A 20,863-nucleotide genomic window follows, 5' to 3' on the forward strand; every position below is an offset into this window, starting at 1 on the left:
AGCCCAGCGGTCGGCAAGCCCAGCGGTCGGCAAGCCCGGCGGTCGGCAAGCCCGGCGGTCGGCAGGCCCGGCGGCCGGCGGCGAGGACGTCACAGCACGGCGAGGCGGAGGCGGCGGAGGCGGTCGGGGTCGGCGATGACGTCGAACGCGGCGATCCGGTCCTCCCGCACGACGACGGTGAGGACGAAGAGCAGCCGGCCGCGCGGCGCGACGACCACGCCGACCCGGCCGTCCACCAGGGCGGGTTCGGCGTGGCGGGCGTTGGCGGCGAGGGCGGCGGTCTCGGTGGCGACGGCGTGCGCGCCGCGGACCTCGGCGGGGGCGCCGGGCGGCACGGCGGCGGGGTCGGCGCGGCGGACGACGTCGGGGTCGAGGACGGCGACGAGGGCGTCGAAGTCGCCGCGCCGGGCGGCCGCGAGGAAGGCCTCCACGGCGTGCCGGTGACGGGTCGGCTCGGCGTCGGCGACCACGTCCGTCCCGCGCACCTTCGACCGGGCGCGGCTGGCCAGCTTCTTCGTGGTGGCGGTGCTGCGGCCGACGACCGGCGCGATCCGCTCGAACGGCACGGCGAACGCGTCGTGCAGCACGAACGCGACGCGCTCGGCCGGCGTGAGCGTGTCGAGGACGACGAGCAGGGCGCGGCCGACCGACTCGGCGAGGACGGTCTCCGCTTCCGGGTCGTCGTCCGCGGACCGGTCGGGCAACTGGTCGACGGTGTCCTCACGCCGGCTCCGGCGGTGTCGCAGCACGTCGAGGCAGATGCGGGACACGACGGTGCGCAGCCAGGCGGCGAGGTTGTCGACCGCGTCGGCGTCGACCCGGCACAGCCGCAGCCACGTCTCCTGCACGGCGTCCTCGGCCTCGGGCAGCGAGCCCAGCATCCGGTAGGCGACGGCGCGCAGATCGCCGCGGTGCGCCTCGAATCGGTTCGCCAGCTCGTCGCGCATCGGTCCCCTTGTGCCGTCGCCGGGCGTCGGTCGTTCCCCGCCGTCACCGGGTGGACGAGGCGCGAGCCGCAAAGGTGACAGGGGCGCCGGAGTTTTGTGGTCCGCGGCCGGCCGGGGGTTCCCTGATTCAGGCCGGTGAATGATTCGGGGATTGCGGGAATTCGTTGACCGCTCGTCGCCGTGACGTTTATAAAGGGCGGGTCCTCCGGGGTGGGCCGCGACACTCCTCAGCTTCGGCGAAGGGTTCGACGGCATGGGGAAACGTCTGTCGGCGCTGTATGTCGCGGTGCTGTGCGCGGCCGGGCTGGTCGCGGAACCGGCGGGGGCGAGCGCGGCGGAGCTGTCCGCGGTGTTCGACCGGGAGTCGGTGTGGAGCACCGGGTACGGCGGCCGGTTCGAGCTGACCAACCACGGCGACGTCGAGAGCACCGGGTGGGTCGTGGAGTTCGACCTGCCGCCGGGGTCGTCGGTGGCCAACGCGTGGAACTCCGTCCTGACCCGCGACGGGCAGCGCTTCCGGTTCGCGAACGCGGGCTTCAACGGCCGGATCAGGCCGGGCGGCACGACGTCGTTCGGGTTCAACGTCTCGGGTCTCGGCCTGCCGGCCGGCTGCACGGTGAACGGCGTGCCGTGCGAGGGCGGCGGCCCGGCGCCGGACACGTCCGCGCCGACCGTCCCCGGCGGGGTGCGGGTCACCGGCGTGACGGCGGGTTCGGTGTCGCTGGCGTGGGACGCGTCCACCGACAACGTCGCCGTCGCCGGCTACGAGGTGTCGCGGGGCGCGACCGTGGTCGCCACGACGTCGTCCACCGCCGTCACCGTCGGCGGTCTGGCCCCGAGCACCGCGTACGCGTTCACGGTGCGGGCTCGTGACGCGGCGGGCAACACCTCCGCCGGCGCGGAGGTCACCGCCACCACCGGCGCCGGCGGCTCGGCGGTGGACGTCTCCACGGCGGCGCAGCTCCAGGCCGCGTTGGCGGCGGCCGCGCCGGGGCAGACGATCCGGTTGGCCGCCGGCGTGTACCGGGGCGCGTTCGCGATCACCCGGCCGGGTTCGGCCGACGCGCCGATCACGCTCACCGGCCCGGCGGACGCGGTGCTCGTCAACGACGGCCCGTCCGGCTCCGGGCCGGGGTGCCCGATGCCGACGCCCGGTTGGGACCCCGGCTACGGGCTGTGGCTGCACGACGCGCCGCACTGGAACCTGGTCGGGTTCACCGTGCGCGAGTCGAAGAAGGGCATCGTGGCCGACAACTCGCACCACACGGCGATCGACCGGGTGACCGTGCACCACGTGGACGAGGAGGCGGTGCACTTCCGGCGCTCGTCGGCGGACAGCGTGCTGCGCGACTCCGCGATCAGCCACACCGGTCTGGTGCAGGCGGGGTACGGCGAGGCGGTCTACATCGGCTCGGCGAACTCGAACTGGGCGTGCCACGGCAACACCGGCGGCGTCGACCGCAGCGACCGGGTGCAGGTCGTGGGCAACCGGATCGGCCCCGGCGTGACGGCCGAGCACGTCGACGTCAAGGAGGGTACGTTCCACGGCGTGATCCGCGGCAACACGTTCGACGGCACGGGCATCTCCGGGCAGAACTCGGCGGACTCGTGGGTCGACGTGAAGGGCATCGGCTACACGATCGAGGGAAACACGGGCACGTTCGCGTCGCCGGGCACGTTCGCCAACGGCTACGAGACGCACAACCCGGCCACCACGCCGTCGTTCACGAACGGGTGCGGGAACGTGTGGCGCGACAACCGCTCGGACCTCGGCGGCGTCGGCCAGTACGCGATCCGGATCACCTCGACGTCGAAGTGCTCGACCGCGCCGAACGTCGTGCACGCGTCGAACACCGTGACGAGGGCCGTGGTGGGGCTGACGAACGTCGCCGTCACGCCGTAGCCCGCCGCGACGCCGTGCGTCCCCTGTGGACTGTTCCGCAACGGAGTCGTCCACAGGGGAATCGCCATTTCCCCTTCTCCACAAGCTTTTAGGTTAGGCTGCCCTCAATCATTTCGTGTTGCGGCGCCCGGTGGTCGGTGGCAGCGTCGGAGTCCGGCGAAGCCAGCGGTCCAGAGGAGCGGTCATGAGCACCACCACCGAAATGCCCGCCGTCAGCGAGTGCACCGTCACCGGGTGTTCGTACAACCACGACGGGTGTCACGCCTTCGCGATCACCGTCAGCGGTGTGGACGGCGCCGCCGACTGCGGCACGTTCATCCCGTTGGCCCGCAAGGGCGGCCTGCCGAAGGTCGTCGCGCAGGTCGGCGCGTGCTCGCGCACCGACTGCGTGCACAACTCCGAGCTGGAGTGCACCGCGTCCGGGGTGCGGGTCGGCCCCGGCCAGGGCGACCACGCCGCCAACTGCCTCACCTACACCCCGGCCTAGCGCACGGGTCGCGCCGCGTCCCCGGCCACGGCTGCCGGGGCGCGGACGTGACGTGTTCGGCGGGTCGCCGGCGCGCTCTAGGATCGGGGGGTGACGATCACCATTCCCGGCTTCGGCGAGCTGACGCCGGTCGACCACACGCCCGAGGGTGTGGCGTGCTGGAACTCGACCCACGCCGGGACGTCGGTCAGCGTGCTGGTGGAAGACCCGGCCTCGCCCGACGACCTCGACCTCCCGTTCATCGGCTCGGTCCTCGGCGACCGGGAGCGGCTGCTCGCCGTCGCCCACTCGGCCGTGGCCGAGCACCTGCGCGAGCGCCCCGGCTACGGGCCGGACGCCGTCGCCGAGCCCGAGTTCACCTTTCACCCCGGCCGGGACTGGCTCGTCCGGTTCGCCGAGTGCCGCGTGCCCGGCCTCACCGAGCTGGGGGTCGTGGTCGTGTTCAACGGCGGTGACGTGGTCGGCGTGGACGACATGGCGGACGTCGAGCTCTCCGACGACTGACCCGACCGACTGGCGGGCCGACGGACGGGCCTGCCAGCCGGTTGACGGGCCGGCCGGCCGCGCGGCTGTTCGGTGGCGGGGTCAGCAGGGCTTGCGCAGGACCGACCCGGTGGTGCCGGGCAGCGACACCGACTTCACGACGGCGTTCCGCTCGTCCAACTGCCGGGTGGACAGCCGCACGGTGACGGCCCGGCTGCCGGTCGGGTTCGCGTTGACCAGCACCGTGCCGCACGCGAAGTCGCGCTGGAAGACGTTGCGCGCCACGGACCGGTACGGGCCGGCCGGCGCGCCCAGGTCCCAGTCGTACTCGGCGTGCCACGGCGAGGGGTCGCCGTAGCCGTCGGTCCGGTGGAGCTCGGCGATCGCCGCGCGGCCGCCGTTGGCCATCAGGTAGCTCGCCAGCGCGTACCGGAACGGCCGGTCCTGGCCGGGGGTGAAGTGCGGCTGCACCCAGGTGATCTTGCCGCGGGCCTCGTTCGAGGCGATCTCGGCGACCTGCCTGCTCCACCCCTCGTCGTACTCGGGCAGCAGGTTCGTGTCGTCGAACGCCAGCCACCACTCGTCGAACCCGCCGTCGAGGTGTTCGGTGTAGGCGTCCCACATGCCCGCGTGCAACCTGGCGTTGGAGAGGTTGGCGACCGTCTTGAGCCCGGAGGCGACGAATTCGTCCCGGGTGTTCGACAACATCGAGAGGTACGCGTCCTGCATCGCCGCGTCGGTCGGGTACTTCGCCGGGCACACGCCCGGGTGATAGGCGTCGCACGGGAACAGCGCGTTGTCCATGAACACGCCGTCGAATCCGGAGGCCGTGCTGCTCGCGATCACGTTCGCGGCCCACTCGCGTTGGTACTCTGGGTTGCCCACGTCCATCTGCCAATGACCCGAATAGCCGCTGTATTCCATTCTCCGGCCGTTCCGGTCGAGCAGGAACCACTCAGGGTGGTCCCGGTCGGCCCGGCAATAACCCACACCGGCCGGCAGGTGCTCGTCGTCCACGCCGTCGCGGCACGCGTACGAACGGGTCGAGGAGAGGTCCTTGTAGACGTACACCCGGACGTCCGGGTCGACGGCCTTGAGCTTGGCCCGCAGCTCGCCCTCCCAGGCGTTGAGCACGACGTACGAGCGCCTTCCCGCCTCGACGGCCCAGGTCGGGGCGGAGACCGGCGTGCCGCTCATGTGGAGCCAGAACGACTGCACCCGGCCACCTCCGCCCGACGTCGGACCGTGGTCACGCGCGGCGGACACGGCGCCCGTCGGCACCGCCACGAGCGCCGCGGCGGTGATGCCGACGACAATGGAGTGGATTGTGCGCGACCCACCGCGTCGCGCAAGTCGGAGTCGACGCCGATCGTTCTTCCGGGGCAGGGACATGTCGAACCCCCATCGCGGCGGACGGCAGCCCTGGTGTCGCGGCGACAAATGCCGCCGCGGCAGGGAACAATGGGCGCGTCCTCCCTCGTAGTGGTCGCGCCGTTCACCCGATCAAGCAGGCGAACGCGCCGTTGCAGTAAAACCGCTCATCAGCGCGCAGGTCAAGCAACGTGCGCGGGTTCGCGCACGAAATCGCCCGTCTCCATTGGTCGGGACTATTCGGTCAACACGGTGTGTCGGTCATGCCGCCACGGGCGCGACCGGCGTCGAGCTTCGGCGCAGCAGACGAGCGCCATGCCCGCCAGCAGCGGTAGGACCACGGCCCCCTCGACCGCCAGTGCGCACGTGAGTGCGATCCACAGCAGCAGCCTCATGGGGAAAGGCTAGGGAGACCCCGGTCACACCGGTATCCGATTTGGGCAAGGCTTGAGGTACGAGCCGGCCGCGCCAGGGTCACGGGCCGGCGACGAAGCCGCCGTTCTGATCGTTTTGTCGGACCCCCTCGCTAACCTCCGCCGCAACCGTCGTGAACGATCTCGCAGGAGGAACCGTGGGCTGGCTCGACGCCGCGTCCGGGTACCAGGTGCGGCTCGGGGAGAACGGGCGCGTCCAGTGCCGCAACGGCAAGGGCAAGCTCCTCTCCTCGGTGCCCGCGTCGCTCAAGGACGACCCGGGTGTCGTCCAATTGCGACAGCTCGCCGAGTGGCTCGGCCGCCACCAGGCCGAGTGCCTGGCCACAGTGGACGGCTGGATGGTGCGGTCCCTGCCGGTGCCCTCCGCGCTGATCGCCGAGGTCTGGGCGGACGCCGCGTGGGCCGGCGCGCTGCGCGACCTCGTCGTGACCGCCGACGACGGCGACGGGACCGAGACCGGGTTCCTGCGCGACGCCGACCCCGAGCGCGGCCTCGGCGTCGTCACCCTCGACGGCGACACGCGCCGGCTGCGGCCCGAGGTCGTGCGCATCCCCCACCCCGTGCTGCTGGACGACCTGGAGGAGCTGCGCGAGTTCGGCGCGGAGCTGGACGTGGCGCAGAAGGTGCAGCAGCTGTTCCGCCAGACGTTCACGCGGCCCGTCGACGTGGCGGGCAGGACGTCCGTGGACGACTACGCGGGCGGGAAGTTCGAGCAGCTCAACCACGCGCTCAGCCGCTGCCGCACGCTCGGCTACCCGGTGCGCGGCGGCTACGCGGTCTACTCCGCGTTCGAGGACGGCCGGGTCGTGGAGGCCCGCTACTGGCTCGGCTCGGACTACCCCGAGGCCGAGACGTCGACCGGGCAGCTGCGCTGGGCGCTGGAGGACGGAACCGAGGTGCCGCTCGCCGACGTCGGACCGGTCGCCTGGTCCGAGGGCATGCGCATGGCGGCGGCGATCCACGCCGGCCGCGTCATCGAGGAAGCGGTGGTGGCCCCGTGAACGCCCTGAGCCAGAAGGCCCTCATCGCGGCGGGGGCGGTGCTGCCCGGCACGTCCGACGTCGGCGAGGACCGCGACACGACCACGGCCCGCCGGTACCGCCACCCCGCCCTCGACGACCGCGTCGTCGTGCGGCTGGTGCCCGCCGTCCTCGGCCGCGCCGAAGACCTGACCTGCGAGTACCTGGGCTTCGACGCGCCGGAGCGGGTCGAGGGCGTCGGCACGGGCAAGCGCAGCGCCCTCGGCTTCCCCGCGTGGGCGCTCGTGCACGACCCGGCCAACGCCCACCACGCGCTCAACCTCGTCAAGGACATCGAACGCCTGGCCCGCACCGCGAAGTCCCGCGCGGGGGCGGCGAAGGACGGCTTCACCGCCCTCGGCGCCATGCTCGGCCGGTCCGCGCCGCACTTCCTGCCCACGTTCTACGAGCAGGCCGGGCGGATCTTCCTGCAGCACGGCAACACCTCGTACGCGGCGAGCATGTTCGGCAAGGCCCGCGAGGCGGAGGAGGTGCACGACCTCGTCGTCGACCCCGAGCGCACCCGCGACGTGTTCCTGGAGTTCGCGTTCGCCGGCGCGCTCACCGCCAAGGCGCTGTCCGCGCACGCCAAGGGCCTGGCCCGCAAGCACGACGCGGACGCGGCCTACGAGCTGTTCCTCACCCTGTGCGTCGAGCGGACGCGGGGCGGGCTGCCCCCGTACACGGGGATGCCGGAGGACCTGCGGCGGCTGGCGAAGGCCGCCAAGCGCGACGTCAAGGTTGAGGACGCTCGGCTGCTGCGGGCCGTGCTGGACAGCTCCGCGATCAGCCGCGCGGGCGCCGGGTTCTGGAAGGCGTACCGCGACTCGCTGGTGGCGCTGGCCGCCGCCGACGTCGAGGTGCGCGGCCGGCTGCTGTCGTTCGTGCCGGACGCGGATGCCGCGCTCGAGACGTGGCTGGACATCCTCACGGCGTGCGGCGCGACCCGTGCGCTGGTCGGGCCGGACGAGGTGGCGGCCGAGCCCGCCGAGTGGTTGTCGGCCGTGCTCGGGGTCCGCCTGTTCGGCTGGCACGCCGTCACGCGGTCGGTGACGCTGCTGGACCTGGTGGCGGCGATGGCCGACCGGCTCGTCGCGGACGGCGTGCCGGTCCGCGCGCTGCGCTACCGGCACCAGGGCGAACTCGACCTGCTCGACCTGCTGGTGTCGCGCGGCGTGCCGATCGCGACCCCCAACCACGGCGACCCGGACCTCGACGTCCGGGGTTGGCTGTCCGACGACGGTCCCGGCCGCCGCGACCTCGTCGCGCTGGCCACGTCCGAGCGGTTCCGCGCCGCCCTGGGCCGGGGGCTCGTCAAGCACGCCCGCGCCTCGGCCCGCTCGGAGGCCGTCGACGTCGGGCTGCTGGCCACCGCGATGGCCGTGCCGGGGCTGCGCGCCGCGCTGCGCGACTGGATCAGCGCGAGCGCCGCCGAGGTCGCCGCCACCGGCCTGCCCGACCTCGGCCGGCACCTGGGCCACCTCGAAGTCGTGCGCCGGCCGGAGGCGTTCGTGGACGTGCCCGAGGCGGCCGAGTCGCTCGCCGCCACGGACGTCGCCGCCGCCCTGCACCGGACGTTGCGCGCCGGCCTGCTGGACGAGCTGGGGTGGCCGGCGCTGGACGCCGCGGTCGCCGGCCTGCGGTCCTCGGGCGGCCCGAACGACCAGGGCGTGTTCATGTGCGGCGAGGGCTGGCCCGCGTTGGTGCTGCGCCACGGCGAGACGTTCGTCGTGGTCGGCCCGGACGGCGTGCTCGCGGAGCACGTGTCCCGCATTCCCGCCGACGCCCGCCGCAACCGGAGGGCGAACCCGGTCGCGATGTGGGTGGACGGCGTGCTGCTGGTGCGCTGGGAAGGCCCGGACGGCCCGATGGCGTACTGGAGCGACGCGCCGGACCGCGTGTTCGCGATCGAGGACGGCCGTGATCACCACTACCACTGGACCTCCTCGACCATCGCGTCGATCGCGCTGCCCGGTGGCGGCCGCTTCACGGGCGGGCGCGCCGTGCACCCCGGCGACACCGTCCTGCCGATGGCCCACAAGGCGCACGGCGACGGCACGACGGTGTGGACCGCCTTGTACCGGGACCGGGGGTGGCACTGGGTGGAGGTCGACCCGGCCACCGGCGAGCTGGGCCGGGCGAGCCTGCCGCGGTTCGTCGAGGACTTCGCCGCCGACGGCGCCGCCCTCGACCTCGACGCGTGCGACGTGCGGCCCGCCCTGCCGACGACCGCCGCCGGCCCCCTCGGCGCCGCCGACGGCCTGCACGGCTGGCGCGTGCGCGTCGAAGCCGACGGCTCGTGGACCGGCGAGGGCGTCGACGGCCGCCGGGTCCGGCTGCCCAAGGGCTCGAAGCGACCGAGCGGCGTGCTGCGGCTGCCCGGCGGCGCGGAGCTGACCGTCACCGGCGCGCGCGACTCGCTGGAGCTGCTCGACGCGGACGGCGTGACCGTGGCGTCCCTGAAGAGCGGGGCGCACCACCCGCCGTACGCGGCGGGCACCCCGCTCCTGCCGCCGCTCGACTGGTGGCACCTGCTCCGCCCGCGGGACGAGGCCGGGTCCGCCGCCCTGCGCGCCGTCACCCGCGAGGGCGTGGACGCGATGCTCGCCGCCGCCCTGGCCGAGCAGCGGGAGGAGCGGACGGTGCGGGAACGCCTCGCCGCACTCGTCCGCGGCGAGCGCGACGGCGTGCTGCTCCGGGCCGTCACCACCGCCCTGCCCGGCCTGACCGACCCCGCGCTGATCATCGGCGTGGTCGACGTCGTCCGCCGCGCCGCCGACCTGCACCGCTCCTACCGCGACTACGCCGCGATCGCCGAGGCCGCCCGCCTGGCCGAACCCGTCGCCGCGCCCACCGGGCCCGCGATCACCGACGACCAGGTCGCCGCCGCCCTCGGCTGGTTCGGCGGCTACCGCTCCCGCGGCAACGACGGCTCGCGCCGCACCACGCTGCCCGAGCTGATCGCCGCCCTCGGTGAGACGGCGCGGCAGCCGAAGCCGGAAGGCCGGGCGCTGCCCGACTCGGGCGTGCCCGACTGGTTCCACGCCCTGCCGCACCTGGCCGCGCTGGCGCACCGCGCCGCGTCCCCGCTCACCCCGGACGACCAGCGGGCCGTGCTGGTGCTCGTGCTGCGGTCCGTCGTGGACGCCGGGCTCGCGGACGGCGACGGGCGGTGGCGCACGGTCGCCGTGATCGTGCCGGACAAGGAGGCGAACCCGAAGGGCCGGGTCGTGCCGGTGCGCGACGGGTTCCTGGCCCTGTTCGACCACCGGTGGCGCAACGAACCCGGCACGCGGTTCGAGGGCGTCCAGTTCAGCCGCACGCCCGGCGCGTTCGACCTGCCGAAGACCTGGCGGGTCGCCCGCGCCGAGGAGGTCGTCACGCCGTTCGACGGCGAGTGGATCACCCGGTTCCTCGACGTGCTGGCCGAACGCGGCCCCGCGCCGTGGGTCCCCGAGGCCGTGCCCGCGCTGGTGGAGCGCACCGGACTGGGCACCGCCGAGGCGACGTTGCTGCTGGCCGGCATGCCCGGCGTGCTGCACTGGGCCGCGAACTTCCTGGAGACCGCCGACCGGAAGCTGCTCGGCCTGTCCGCGGCGGCGGCCAAGGCCGCCAAGGAACGGCTCAAGGGCCTGGGCGCGGGCTACTGCCGGCGCATCCTGGCCGCCGCCGTGCCCGTCGACCCCGTCGACCTGTGGACGCGCGGCCCGGACGTGGACGCCGTCGCCGAGGTGTGGACCGCCGCGCACGGGCAGCGGTCGCCGGTGCCGGACGACGTGCTCGTCGACGCGGCGAAGCTGCTGCCGATCCGCGACACGGTCGAGCACGTCACCGGCGTGGTCAACCCCGACCGCACGCCGTGGCTCACCACGGACCAGGACGCGGCGTTCAGCGGCACGAGGCTGGAAGCGCGCCACCCCGAGGGGTTCGGGTACGAGGCGCTGCGGGCCGTGCCGCAGGTGCTGCTGTGGCTGGCGCACCGGCTCCCGGTCGGCTCACCGCTGCGGGCCCGGCTGCCGGAGGCGTTGGCGCAGGCCCGGCAACGGGTCGCGCACCCCGGCTTCACCCTGGGGCTGGGCTCGTGGGTGCCGCTCGGACCGCTTCGCGCGCAGCTCGGCGTCGACGTGCCCGCCGACGGCGGCGTCCAGCGGTACCGCGACTGGCTGGAGATCGTGCGGCTGAGCGACGAGTACTGCCGCGTGGTGGTGCGCCCCGGCCTCGTCGGGCCGGCCGACCGGGACCAGCTGGTCGCCGTCGCGCAGCTCGGCGGCGGGCGGGAGGCGCTGAGGATGCTCGACCTGCTCGCGGACGACCGGCTCACCGCCGTGTGCGGGGTGCCGGCGCCCGAGGGCGTCGACCCGGCGGCCTACCACCAGGACCCGACGGTGTCCGTGCCCGCGCTCGTCACCGAGGTGGCGGAGCGGTTCGACCTGACCGGGGACGCGGCGGCGCTGTACCTGCAGCTGCTGGCCCTGCCCGACCCCACGGACGCGAACGTCGCCCGGTGGACGGGGTGGAAGCCCGCCCGGCTGCGGCAGGCCCGCACCGCGCTCGCCGCGACCGACCTCGTGCTCACCGCGAAACGCGCGCGGGCCGGCCGGTCGCTGTTCCTGCCCGGCGGGTGGCTCGCCCTGTCGTCGCCGCACCTGCCGCTGGAGACGTGGAAGGCCCCGATGTTCGAGTACACCAGCGGGCGGCCCGGCGCGATCGTGCCGCTGGAACCCGTCGCCGACCTGTTCGGCCGCGCCTGGCGGCGCGTGCTCGACGGTGACGCCCCCGCCTACGAAGAGCTGATGACCGGAGGACGCAGGTGACCGCTCCCAGGCAGGTCGAGCCGGCCGAGGACGCCTACCGCGAGGAGCTGGCGTTCCTCGCGGCCTACGACGGCGGCCCCCGCCCACCGGGGTGGCGGCTCACCCCGCGGGCCGTGGTGACGTTCGTGATGGGCAGCGGCGGCGACGCGTTGCCGCTGCCCAAGGGCGCCGTGGCGGCCGGCGTGCCGTCACGGCTCGCGATCAGCCCCAAGTTCGTCGGCGAGCGGGCCCTCGTCGAACGCGCCGTGGTGACCCTCGCGGGCGAGCGCGGGCTGCTGCTGGTCGGCGAGCCCGGCACGGCCAAGTCGATGCTGTCCGAACTGCTGGCCGCCGCCGTGTCAGGCAGCAGCCAGCTCGTCGTGCAGGGCACCGCGGGCACCACCGAGGACCAGCTGCGCTACGGCTGGAACTACGCGATGCTGCTGGCGGAAGGCCCGTCGCCGCGCGCCCTGGTGCCCTCGCCGGTGCTCACCGCGATGCGCGGCGGCGGCGTGGTGCGGGTCGAAGAGGTCACCCGCTGCCTGCCCGAGGTGCAGGACGCGCTGGTGTCGATCCTGTCCGACCGGCGCATCGCCGTGCCCGAGCTGTCCGGCACGGACGGCGCGACCGTGCACGCCGCGCCCGGCTTCACCGTGATCGCCACCGCGAACTTGCGCGACCGGGGCGTGTCGGAGATGTCGGCGGCGTTGAAGCGGCGGTTCAACTTCGAGGCCGTCGGACCCATCGGCGACCTGGCCGCGGAGACGGAGCTGGTGCGGCGGCAGGCGAAGGCCGCCCTGGCCCGCGTCAGCGCGCCGTTCGCGGTGGACGACGTGGTGCTGGAGGTGCTCGTCACCGCGTTCCGGGACCTGCGCAACGGGGTCTCGGAGGAGGGGTGGGCGGTCGAGCGGCCGTCCACCGTGATGAGCACGGCGGAAGCGGTGTCGGTGGCGACCTCGCTCGGGCTCGCCGACGCGTACTTCCCCGGCGACCGCGACCCGTTGTCGCTGCTGCCCGGCCACCTGCTCGGCGTGGTGCGCAAGGACGACCCGGGCGACGCGGCCCGGCTGCTCGGCTACTGGGACGGCGCGGTGCGGCGGCGGGCCGAGTCCGGCGCGCGCACCTGGCGACGGCTGTGGGAACTCCGTGACGTCCTCGACGCCTGACCTGGTCGCCGGCCCGGCCGACGAGGCGTTCTCCGCGCCCGACCTGGTCGACCGGCTCGCCGCGCGCGAGGTGCCGCACCTGATCGGGGTGCGGCACCACTCGCCCGCGCTCGCGGCCGCGATGCCCGCGCTGCTGGAGGCGTTCGCGCCCGAGGTGCTGCTGGTCGAACTGCCCGAGGAGCTGGGGGAGTGGCTGCCGTTCCTGGCCGACCCCCAACTCGTCGCGCCGGTGGCGCTGTCCGGCGTCTCCCCGGGCGGTGAGACGGCGTTCTACCCGTTCGCGGACTTCTCGCCCGAGCTGGCCGCGATCCGGTGGGCGCACCGCAACGGCGTGGAGGTCCGGCCGTGCGACCTGCCGATCGCCGTGCGCGGCGGCGGGCGGGAGGGCGGCGGGCGCGGCGCGTCGCCGTTGACCGACGCGTTGCGCCGGGCCACGACCGGACGTGACGGCGACGACCTGTGGGACCGGCTGGTGGAGGCCGCCGCGCCGGGGCAGACCGCCGAGGCGGTGCGGCGGGCCGCGCTGCTGGTCGGCTGGGCGTTGCGCCGGGACGCGGAAGGCATCGGCGTCGACCCGTTCGACCTGCGCCGGGAGGCGTGGATGCGGCGGGTCGTGCGGGACGTCGCCGGACGGCGCTGCGCGGCGGTCGTCGGGTCGTTCCACGCGGCGGCGTTGGTGGACGGCGAGGCGTCGCCGGACGGCGAGGTGGACCGCTCGCCGACGCCGGGGGCGGGCGTCGTCACGTCGTTGGTGCCGTACGGGTTCGCGCTGCTGGACGAGCGTTCCGGCTACCCGGCGGGCATCCGCGACCCCGAGTGGCAGCAGGCCGTGCTGGAGGCGGCGGGCGATCCGGCCGCGGTGGAGGCCGCGGCCGCGTCGGTGATCGTGCGGATCTGCGCCCGCGTCCGGGAACTCGGGCACCCGGCCGGGCCCGGCGAGGCGCGGGAGGCGTTGCGGCTGGCCGTCGACCTGTCCCGGCTGCGCGGCCTGCCCGCACCCGGACGCGGCGAGGTGGTCGAGGCGGTGCAGACCGTGCTGACGCACGCCGAACCGCTCGGCCGCGGCCGCGTCGTCGCGCGGGCCGCCGGCGACGTGCTCGTCGGGCGCCGCGGCGGTGTCCTGGCGCCCGGCACGCCCCGCTCGGGCCTCGCGCCCGCCGTGGAGGCGTTGGTCGGATCGCTGCGCCTGCCCGGCCCCGGCTCGCGGGAACCCGTGTCGCTGCGGCTCGACCCGTCGCGGTCGGCGCTGGACGCGCGGCGCGAGGTGGCGTTGCGGCGGTTCGCCGTGCTCGGTGTGACCTACGGGCAAGAGACGGAGACGACCGGCGTCGGCGGCGCGGACGCGCTGACCACCCGGTGGACCGTGGCGTGGACCCCGGCGACGGAGGCCACCGTGCCCGTCGCCGGGATGTGGGGCGTGACGCTGGAAGCGGCAGCGTCCGGACGGCTGCGCGCCCGCCGCGCCGACCGTGACCGCCGGGACGGCCACACACCCGGCGAGGTGCTGGCGGACCTCGTCGACGCGGCCCGGTGCGGCCTGCCCGACGTCGTCGGCGAGGTGCTGGACGACGCGGCGACCGTGCTGCCGTCCGCCGGGACGCTGCGCGACCTGCTCACCGCGCTGGACCTGCTCGACCGGTTGCGCTCCGGGCACCTGCCGGGCACTCCCGGCGACGTGCTCGACGCGCACCCCACGTTGGCGCGGGAACTGGAGACGGCGGCGGTCGCCCAGCTCGACGGGCTCGCCGGGTCGGAGGACGTCGCCGACGCGCGGGCGCTGGTGGAGCTCTCGCAGCGGACCGAGGCGCACGGTGCGCGGCTCGAAGCCTGCCTGCGGCGGCTGGCCGACTCCGCCGCGCCGCTGATCGCCGGCGCGGCGGGCGCGGCGCGGGTCCTGATCGGCTCGGCGCCCGCCGCGGCGCTGGGCGAGCGGATCGCGTCCTGGATCGACGGCGCGTCGAACCCGGAGCGGCGGGACGTGCTGCGGCGCGGCCTCACCGGGGTGCTCGCGGCGGCCGGGCCGCTGCTGGAGGCGCCGGCCGCGCTGACACCGTTGCTGGACCGCGTGGAACGGCTGGTGGACCGGGACTTCCTCGACCGGCTGCCCGCGTTGCGCGGCGCGTTCACGTCGGTCGGGCCGGCGGCGCGGGCCCGCGTGCTCGCGGTCGTGGAAGACCGCACGGGCGAGCGGGTCGACGGTGTCGGCGCGCCCGATCCCGAGCTGCTGGCCGTGTGGCTGGACGCCGAGCGGGCCGCCGCGGACGTCTTGCGCTCGCACGGCCTGCGCCTCGGCCGCATCGTGGACCAGCCGTTGCCGCCGCGCGACGAGCCGCCTCTCGTGCCCGCCGAGGTCACCGGCGCGCTGCCCGCCGCCGTGCGGTGGCGGCTGGTGCTGGGCGCGAGCGGTGACCGGCCCGCCGGAGCCGCCCGCTACGCCGCCGCGCTGGACGAGCTGTACGGCCGCGACCGCGGCGAGGGAGCGGCGGGCGGCGGTGTCGGCGCGGACCGCTCCAGCCCGTTCCCCGACGTGCGCGAGTGGTCGGAGGAGCTGCGGGACCTGTTCGGCGACCACGTCCGGGAGGAGGTCCTGGCCGCGGCGGCGGAAGGCGGCCGGCTGGAGGCGGCGTTGGAGATCGACCCCGGTGCGGTGCGGCCGTCGGTCGACCTGCTGCGGTCCGTGCTGTCGTTGGCGGGCGGGTTGTCGGAGTCGGCGCTGGCGCGGCTGCGGCCGTTGGTGGCACGGCTGGTCCGCGAGCTGACCGCGCAGCTCGCGAACCGGGTGCGGCCCGCGTTGACCGGCATCCAGCTGCCCACGCCGACCCGGCGTCCGGGCGGCCGGCTCGACCTGCCGCGGACCGTGCGCGCGAACCTCGCCACCGCGCGCCGTGACGCCGACGGCCGGGTGGTGATCGTGCCGGAGCGGCCGGTGTTCCGGACGCGGGGACGTCGAGCGAGCGACTGGCGGCTGGTGCTGGTGGTCGACGTGTCGGGGTCGATGGAGGCGTCCACGGTGTGGTCGGCGCTCACCGCGTCGGTGTTCGCCGGGGTGCCCGCGCTGTCGACGCACTTCCTGGCGTTCTCCACCGAGGTCGTGGACCTCACCGAGAAGGTGTCGGACCCGTTGTCGCTGTTGCTGGAGGTGTCGGTCGGCGGCGGCACGCACATCGCGGGCGCGTTGCGACACGCCCGTTCCCTCGTGACCGTCCCGGAGAGGACGATGGTGGTGTTGGTCAGCGATTTCGAGGAGGGCGGCCCGGTCGGGTCGCTCGTCGGGCAGGTGCGGGAACTCGTCACCTCGGGTGTGACGGTGCTCGGCTGCGCGAGCCTCGACGACCGCGGCGTCGCCCGCTACTCCACGTCGGTAGCGGGCGCGCTGGTCGCGGCCGGGATGCCGGTGGCCGCGCTCAGCCCGCAGGAGCTGGCGCGGTGGGTGGGGGAGAAGGTGCGCGGATGACCGTGCCCCCGGTGGTGCCGGCCGTGGTGGCCGACGTCCTCGACAGCCTGCCGCCCCGACTGCGCAAGCGCGTGGACGCCTCCCTGTCCCGCGCGGCCGAGTGGTCCGTGACCACGACCGCCGACACCGCGCAAGCCGTGCTCGACCCCGAGACCACCCTCACGTGGACGTTGCACGACGGGGCGCTGACGGCGGCGGACGACCTGGCGTGCAGCTGCCTGCTCGCACCGAAGTGCCTGCACCGCGCCATCGCGGTGTCCGTCGCCGACATCGCCGCCGACACCGACATCCCTGCCGCCGCCGCCCCGGACGGCACACCCACCACCGCCGACACGACCGCCGACCCCGACACCACCGTTGGGACCGGCGGTGCGGCCGACGCCGACCGCACTGCCGACACCGATGGCGCGGTCGAGGCCCTCGGCGTTGGCGGCACCGCCGGGATCGGCCGCACCGGGCCGCCTGCCGCCGCGCCGGACGTCGCCCAGCCCGTCCCCGGCTCGGTCCCGCCCGTGCCCGGCTCCGCGTCGGCGCATCCGACCGGCGGCTCCACCGCCGACACCCCGCCCACCTCCACCGCCGACGCGCTGTCCGCCGGCGAGCGGGCGGCTGTGGGCGCGTTGTGGGAGGCGTGCGCGGCGGTGTTGCGGGCCGGCGCCACGGGCAGCGGCGCGGTGGTCCGGGCGGAGGTGTTGCGGGCAGTCCACTCGGCCCGCGTCGTGGGGCTGCACCGGGCGGCCGCGTGTGGGTTGCGCATCGCCGCAGCCCTGGCCGCCGCACGGGCCGGTGAGTCGTCGTTCGACCGCGAGGTGCTGACCGCCGACCTGGTCGAGCTGATGCTCCTGTGCCACGACCTCCGCGCGGGCGTCGGGCCGGCGGACGAGCTGCGCGGCACGGCGCGGCGCGAGTACCGGCCCATCGGGGCCCTCCGCCTGTACGGCCTGTGCACCGAGGCGGTCATCACCACGTCCGGTTACGCGGGCGTCGTCACGCACCTCGTGGACGACCGGGGCGGGCGGTGGACGGTGCCGTCGATCATGCCGGGCGGCGCGGAACGGGTCGCCGCCGCCGCGGGCGGGCCGGTGGCGATCGGCGAGTCGGGCCTGACCCAGCGCGGGCTGGGCCGGGCCGGGCTGCTGCTGTCCGGCGGCACGGCGTCGCCGGACCACCGGCTGGGCGCGGGCAAGGCGGTCCGGGCGGTGTCCGCGTCCGCCGCCGAGTGGGACGCCCCGCCGTTCACCGGCTTGTGGGACCGACCCCTGACCGACCAGGTCGCGGACGCCTTCCACGCCGGCACCCGCCCGGACGCCCACCGCCCGGCAGGCGCGGACCTGCTGTTCCTCGACGGCACGGTGCTCGGCGCGGCAGGAGGCGCGCTGCGCGTCGACGTCGGGACCGCGCACGTCGACCTCGTCGGCGGCAGCGGGCGTGCGGGCGAGAACCTGCGGGTGCTGGCGTCCGCCGCCGGGCTGCGGCTCAGGGTCGTGGCACGCCTCAAACCGGACCGCCCCGGCACGGCCGTCGCGCTCGCCGTGTCCGGTGACCTGCGCCTGCCCGCCGACCTCCGGCACCACGTGGACCTGGACCTGGACCAGCTCCAGCACTCGCACGTCACCGATCCCGGCGGACGGGAGCTGCCGCCCCGGCCCGAGCCGGTCGACCGCGTCCCGCGTCCCCTCCGCCCGCTGGAGAACGTGCTGCACCGGATCGCGCTGGGCGGCCGGGCGGTCGCGGCCGTGGCGTCGGCCGAACGGGACGTCGCCGCCCTGGCCCGCACCGGCCTCACCACCACCGCCGACCTGCTCGCCGACCTCGCCGCCGCCTCGCGCGACCGGGGCCGCGACGCGTTCGGCCGGGCCGTGCGCGACACCGGGGACGACTTCCCGGTCGCGTGGCTGCGCGCCGGGCTGCACGTCCGCGAGTTCACCCGTGCCGCGGCCCGGCGGGCGTGGCTGGAGGCGGTGGGACGGACCTGACGGCGGCGTCGGCCGAGTAGGCCAGGTTCGTGCCGGTCGCGGCACGGTCGGCGGTGATCACGGTGGCGTCGCCGACCAGCAGCGCGCGGTCGTCCACGAGCGGCGCGCCGTCCTCGCCCCGGCTGAGGCGGCAGCTGAGCAGCGCGGGCGACCCCGGCTCACAGCGCAGCGCCCGCGCCTGCTCGGCGGTCAGCGCGACCGCCTGGATGGTCTCGCTCGCCTCCCGCACGGGCGTGCCGGTCTCCGCCAGCAGCAGGTAGAGCGACTGGTGGTGCAGCGACTCGACGCCGATCCGCGTCCCGACGGCGGCCGGCAGGTACGACGTCTGGAGCAGCAGCGGCCCGGCGTCGGTGCTGCGCAGGCGTTCCACCGAGAGCACCTCGCGACCGGCCGGGACGCCCAGGCGCGCGCTGACGTCCGCCGGCGGCACGACGAGACCCGACGCCAGGACCTCGGTCCGCAGCTCGATGCCCTGCTCGACCAGGTCCTGCGACAGGCTCCGCAACCCGGTCAGGCCGTAGGCGAACGCGGGCCGCCGCACGAAGGTGCCCACCCCGTGCCGGGTCTCCAGCAGACCGTCCGCCTCCAACGCCTGGATGGCCTGCCGCACGGTCATCAGCGAGACGTCGAACTCCTCGACGAGCTCCCGCTGCGCGGGCAGCGGCGCGTCCGCCGGGTACCGGCCGTCGGCGATCCGCTCGGCCAGCACCCGGTAGATCGCCAGGTACTTGGGCACGCGCGTGTCGTACTCGCGGCCGGTCCGCCGCCCGTGGTCCACAGTGGAACTCCCGACTCTCAACCCCCGACGGAGGATAGCGCGCGCCGGAACGCGGACACCGCGTCCACGACCTCGCTGACCGGAGCGCCGTCGAGCAGCATGCGCATGAACGCCGAGCCCACCACGACGCCGTCGGCGTCCGCGCAGACGTCCACCGCCTGGTCGACGGTGGAGATGCCGAACCCGGCCACCACGGGCAGGTCGGTCACGCCCTTGAGCTGGCGGGCGGTGTCCCGTGCCGAGGCGCCGAGCGCGGCGCGTTCACCGGTGGTGCGCATGGAACTCATGCAGTACACGAACCCCGACGACGCCCGCGCGATCTCCCGGCACCGGTCCTCGTCGCACGACGGCGCGGCCAGCAGCACGGCGGCGACATCGGCGCCCGCCGCGCACGCCAGGTACTCCGCCGACTCCTCCAGCGGCAGGTCCGGCACGATCACGCCGCGCACGCCGACCGCCGCCAGGTGGTCGACGAACCCGCCGACCCCGCGCGACGGCGTCAGCGTCAGGGCCACGTTCGCGTAGGTCATCACGATCAGCGGCACGCCGACGTCGAGGCCGGCGAGCGCGTCCAGCAGCGCCCGGGGCCGTGCGCCGCGACGGGACGCGAGGGCGGCGGCGTGCTGCACGGTCGGGCCGTCGAGCATCGGGTCGGAGAACGGCAGCCCGATCTCGACCGCGTCCGCGCCGGCCTCCGCCGCGCCGCGCACCAGGTCCAGCCAGTCCGGCACGACACCCGCCATCACGTACGGGATCAGCAGCCGGCCGCCGCCGGCGCGGGCGGACCGGAGGTGCTCTTCCAACGTGGCCGCGGCGACGCTCATCGGTGGTGCTCCCTGATCTGCTGGAGGTCCTTGTCGCCGCGGCCGGACAGCGTGACGAGCACCGTCGACCCGGCCGCGAGCTCGCCGGTCGCGGCGGCGTCGACGACCCACGCCAGCGCGTGCGCCGATTCGAGCGCGGGGAGGATGCCCTCGGTCCGGGTCACGAGCCGCAGCGCCCGCATGGCCTGCTCGTCGGTCACGCTCGCGTACCGGGCGCGGCCGGTCGACGCGAGGTGCACGTGCTCCGGGCCGACGCCGGGGTAGTCGAGGCCCGCCGAGATGGAGTGCGCTTCGAGGACCTGGCTGTCGTCGTCCTGGAGGAAGTGCGACATGAACCCGTGCAGGACGCCGAGCTTGCCCTTGTCGACGGCGCTGCCCCCGGCCGCTTCCACGCCGACCAGGCGGGCGGGGGTGTCGGCGAACCCGGCGAACGTCCCCGCCGCGTTCGACCCGCCGCCGACGCACGCGACGACGACGTCCGGCACGGCGGCGGGCAGCCGTTCGGCGCACTGGGCGCGGGCCTCGTCGCCGATGACGCGCTGGAACTCGCGCACCATCCACGGGTAGGGGTGCGGGCCCATCACGGAACCCACGCAGTAGTGGGCGTCCTCGGTCTCGGAGACCCACGCCCGCAGCGCCGCGTTGGTCGCCTCCTTCAGCGTGCCGACGCCGTTGGCGGACTCGACCGGCACGACCTCCGCGCCGAGCAAATCCATCCGGAACACGTTCGGCTCCTGCCGCCGCACGTCGGTCCGTCCCATGTAGACGGTGCAGGAGAGGCCGAGCAGCGCGGCGGCGGTCGCGGTGGCCACGCCGTGCTGGCCCGCGCCCGTCTCGGCGATCAGCTTGCGGCGGCCCATGCGGCGGGCAAGCAACGCCTGCCCCAGCACGTTGTTGATCTTGTGTGAGCCGGTGTGCGCGAGGTCTTCCCGCTTGAGCAGGACGCGCACGCCGAGCGCCTCGGACAGCCGCTCGCACTCCGTCAGCGGGGTCGGGCGGCCGACGTAGGTGGCGAGCAGCCGTCGGTACTCGGCCAGGAAGGCGGGGTCGGACCACGCCTCGCGGAACGCCGCCTCCACCGCCTGGGCGGCGGGCATGAGGGCTTCCGGCAGGTAGCGCCCGCCGTACCGGCCGAAGCGGCCGGCCGCGTCGGGTGCGCGCATCGCGCTCGTGGTGACGACTTCAGGAGGAGACACATCTAGAACTCTAGAACTCTCTTGTCGGTCTG

General features: G+C 75.3%; 14 protein-coding genes. 8 read left to right on the top strand and 6 right to left on the bottom strand.

All coding sequences use genetic code 11. The features are described from left to right. Nucleotides 1-89: 89 nt before the first annotated feature. The gene (locus ACRAKH_RS15990) at nt 90-947 is read right to left on the bottom strand and encodes a sigma-70 family RNA polymerase sigma factor (RefSeq protein ID WP_447009909.1); all 858 of its coding nucleotides are present in this window, start codon (nt 945-947) and stop codon (nt 90-92) included. A 253-nt stretch (nt 948-1,200) separates the two neighbouring features. Between ACRAKH_RS15990 and ACRAKH_RS15995 the strand changes: the two genes are divergently transcribed. The 3 genes from ACRAKH_RS15995 (at nt 1,201) to ACRAKH_RS16005 (ending at nt 3,841) form a co-directional block, all read left to right on the top strand. After that, nucleotides 1,201-2,850, top strand: coding sequence for a cellulose binding domain-containing protein (locus ACRAKH_RS15995; RefSeq protein WP_380728979.1), 1,650 nt, complete (start codon nt 1,201-1,203; stop codon nt 2,848-2,850). 184 nt (nt 2,851-3,034) lie between these two features. Further along, entirely contained in the window at nt 3,035-3,337 is a 303-nt protein-coding gene (locus tag ACRAKH_RS16000; RefSeq protein WP_380728976.1) for a DUF1540 domain-containing protein, read from the top strand. A gap of 90 nt (nt 3,338-3,427) precedes the next feature. Beyond that, nucleotides 3,428-3,841 (top strand): hypothetical protein, encoded by a 414-nt coding sequence (locus tag ACRAKH_RS16005; RefSeq protein ID WP_380728974.1) that lies wholly within the window; start codon nt 3,428-3,430, stop codon nt 3,839-3,841. 81 nt (nt 3,842-3,922) lie between these two features. Here ACRAKH_RS16005 and ACRAKH_RS16010 read toward each other — a convergent pair whose 3' ends face one another. Further along, a complete protein-coding gene (locus ACRAKH_RS16010) occupies nt 3,923-5,038 on the bottom strand; it encodes a putative glycoside hydrolase family 15 protein (RefSeq protein ID WP_380728972.1) in 1,116 nt (371 codons plus the stop codon). Between the two features lie 389 nt (nt 5,039-5,427). Continuing rightward, nucleotides 5,428-5,586 (bottom strand): hypothetical protein, encoded by a 159-nt coding sequence (locus tag ACRAKH_RS16015; RefSeq protein WP_380728970.1) that lies wholly within the window; start codon nt 5,584-5,586, stop codon nt 5,428-5,430. 176 nt (nt 5,587-5,762) lie between these two features. On the opposite strand from ACRAKH_RS16015, the gene ACRAKH_RS16020 reads away from it, so the two are divergent. From ACRAKH_RS16020 to ACRAKH_RS16040, 5 genes are read left to right on the top strand one after another with little or no spacing between them, the layout of a single operon-like run. Continuing rightward, complete coding sequence (locus tag ACRAKH_RS16020) at nt 5,763-6,626, top strand: DUF4132 domain-containing protein (protein ID WP_380728968.1); 864 nt, start codon at nt 5,763-5,765, stop codon at nt 6,624-6,626. Further along, nucleotides 6,623-11,458 (top strand): hypothetical protein, encoded by a 4,836-nt coding sequence (locus tag ACRAKH_RS16025; RefSeq protein WP_447009910.1) that lies wholly within the window; start codon nt 6,623-6,625, stop codon nt 11,456-11,458. Before ACRAKH_RS16020 ends, ACRAKH_RS16025 begins: the two co-directional genes overlap by 4 nt. Continuing rightward, nucleotides 11,455-12,603 (top strand): ATP-binding protein, encoded by a 1,149-nt coding sequence (locus tag ACRAKH_RS16030; RefSeq protein WP_380729951.1) that lies wholly within the window; start codon nt 11,455-11,457, stop codon nt 12,601-12,603. Before ACRAKH_RS16025 ends, ACRAKH_RS16030 begins: the two co-directional genes overlap by 4 nt. Further along, a complete protein-coding gene (locus ACRAKH_RS16035; RefSeq protein WP_447009911.1) occupies nt 12,584-16,057 on the top strand; it encodes a DUF5682 family protein in 3,474 nt (1,157 codons plus the stop codon). Before ACRAKH_RS16030 ends, ACRAKH_RS16035 begins: the two co-directional genes overlap by 20 nt. Then, nucleotides 16,054-18,033 (top strand): hypothetical protein, encoded by a 1,980-nt coding sequence (locus tag ACRAKH_RS16040; protein WP_447009912.1) that lies wholly within the window; start codon nt 16,054-16,056, stop codon nt 18,031-18,033. Before ACRAKH_RS16035 ends, ACRAKH_RS16040 begins: the two co-directional genes overlap by 4 nt. Here the strand turns inward: ACRAKH_RS16040 and ACRAKH_RS16045 are convergent. From ACRAKH_RS16045 to trpB, 3 genes are read right to left on the bottom strand one after another with little or no spacing between them, the layout of a single operon-like run. After that, entirely contained in the window at nt 17,981-18,832 is an 852-nt protein-coding gene (locus ACRAKH_RS16045; RefSeq protein ID WP_380729790.1) for a GntR family transcriptional regulator, read from the bottom strand. The two genes, ACRAKH_RS16040 and ACRAKH_RS16045, sit on opposite strands and share 53 nt — an antisense overlap. Beyond that, on the bottom strand, nt 18,829-19,635 hold the full coding sequence (trpA, locus tag ACRAKH_RS16050; RefSeq protein WP_380729792.1) for a tryptophan synthase subunit alpha: 807 nt from the start codon (nt 19,633-19,635) through the stop codon (nt 18,829-18,831). The genes ACRAKH_RS16045 and trpA overlap by 4 nt, the downstream gene beginning before the upstream one ends. Continuing rightward, nucleotides 19,632-20,798 (bottom strand): tryptophan synthase subunit beta, encoded by a 1,167-nt coding sequence (gene trpB / locus ACRAKH_RS16055; protein ID WP_380729794.1) that lies wholly within the window; start codon nt 20,796-20,798, stop codon nt 19,632-19,634. Before trpB ends, trpA begins: the two co-directional genes overlap by 4 nt. Nucleotides 20,799-20,863 lie beyond the last annotated feature (65 nt).

The sequence above is a fragment of the Saccharothrix hoggarensis genome, assembly GCF_052936025.1.

Coding starts and splice junctions, on each gene's coding strand:
- trpB (WP_380729794.1), bottom strand. CDS start 20,798: ATGCGCGCACCCGACGCGGCCGGCCGCTTCGGCCGGTACGGCGGGCGC.
- trpA (WP_380729792.1), bottom strand. CDS start 19,635: ATGAGCGTCGCCGCGGCCACGTTGGAAGAGCACCTCCGGTCCGCCCGC.
- ACRAKH_RS15995 (WP_380728979.1), top strand. CDS start 1,201: ATGGGGAAACGTCTGTCGGCGCTGTATGTCGCGGTGCTGTGCGCGGCC.
- ACRAKH_RS15990 (WP_447009909.1), bottom strand. CDS start 947: ATGCGCGACGAGCTGGCGAACCGATTCGAGGCGCACCGCGGCGATCTG.
- ACRAKH_RS16040 (WP_447009912.1), top strand. CDS start 16,054: ATGACCGTGCCCCCGGTGGTGCCGGCCGTGGTGGCCGACGTCCTCGAC.
- ACRAKH_RS16000 (WP_380728976.1), top strand. CDS start 3,035: ATGAGCACCACCACCGAAATGCCCGCCGTCAGCGAGTGCACCGTCACC.
- ACRAKH_RS16015 (WP_380728970.1), bottom strand. CDS start 5,586: ATGAGGCTGCTGCTGTGGATCGCACTCACGTGCGCACTGGCGGTCGAG.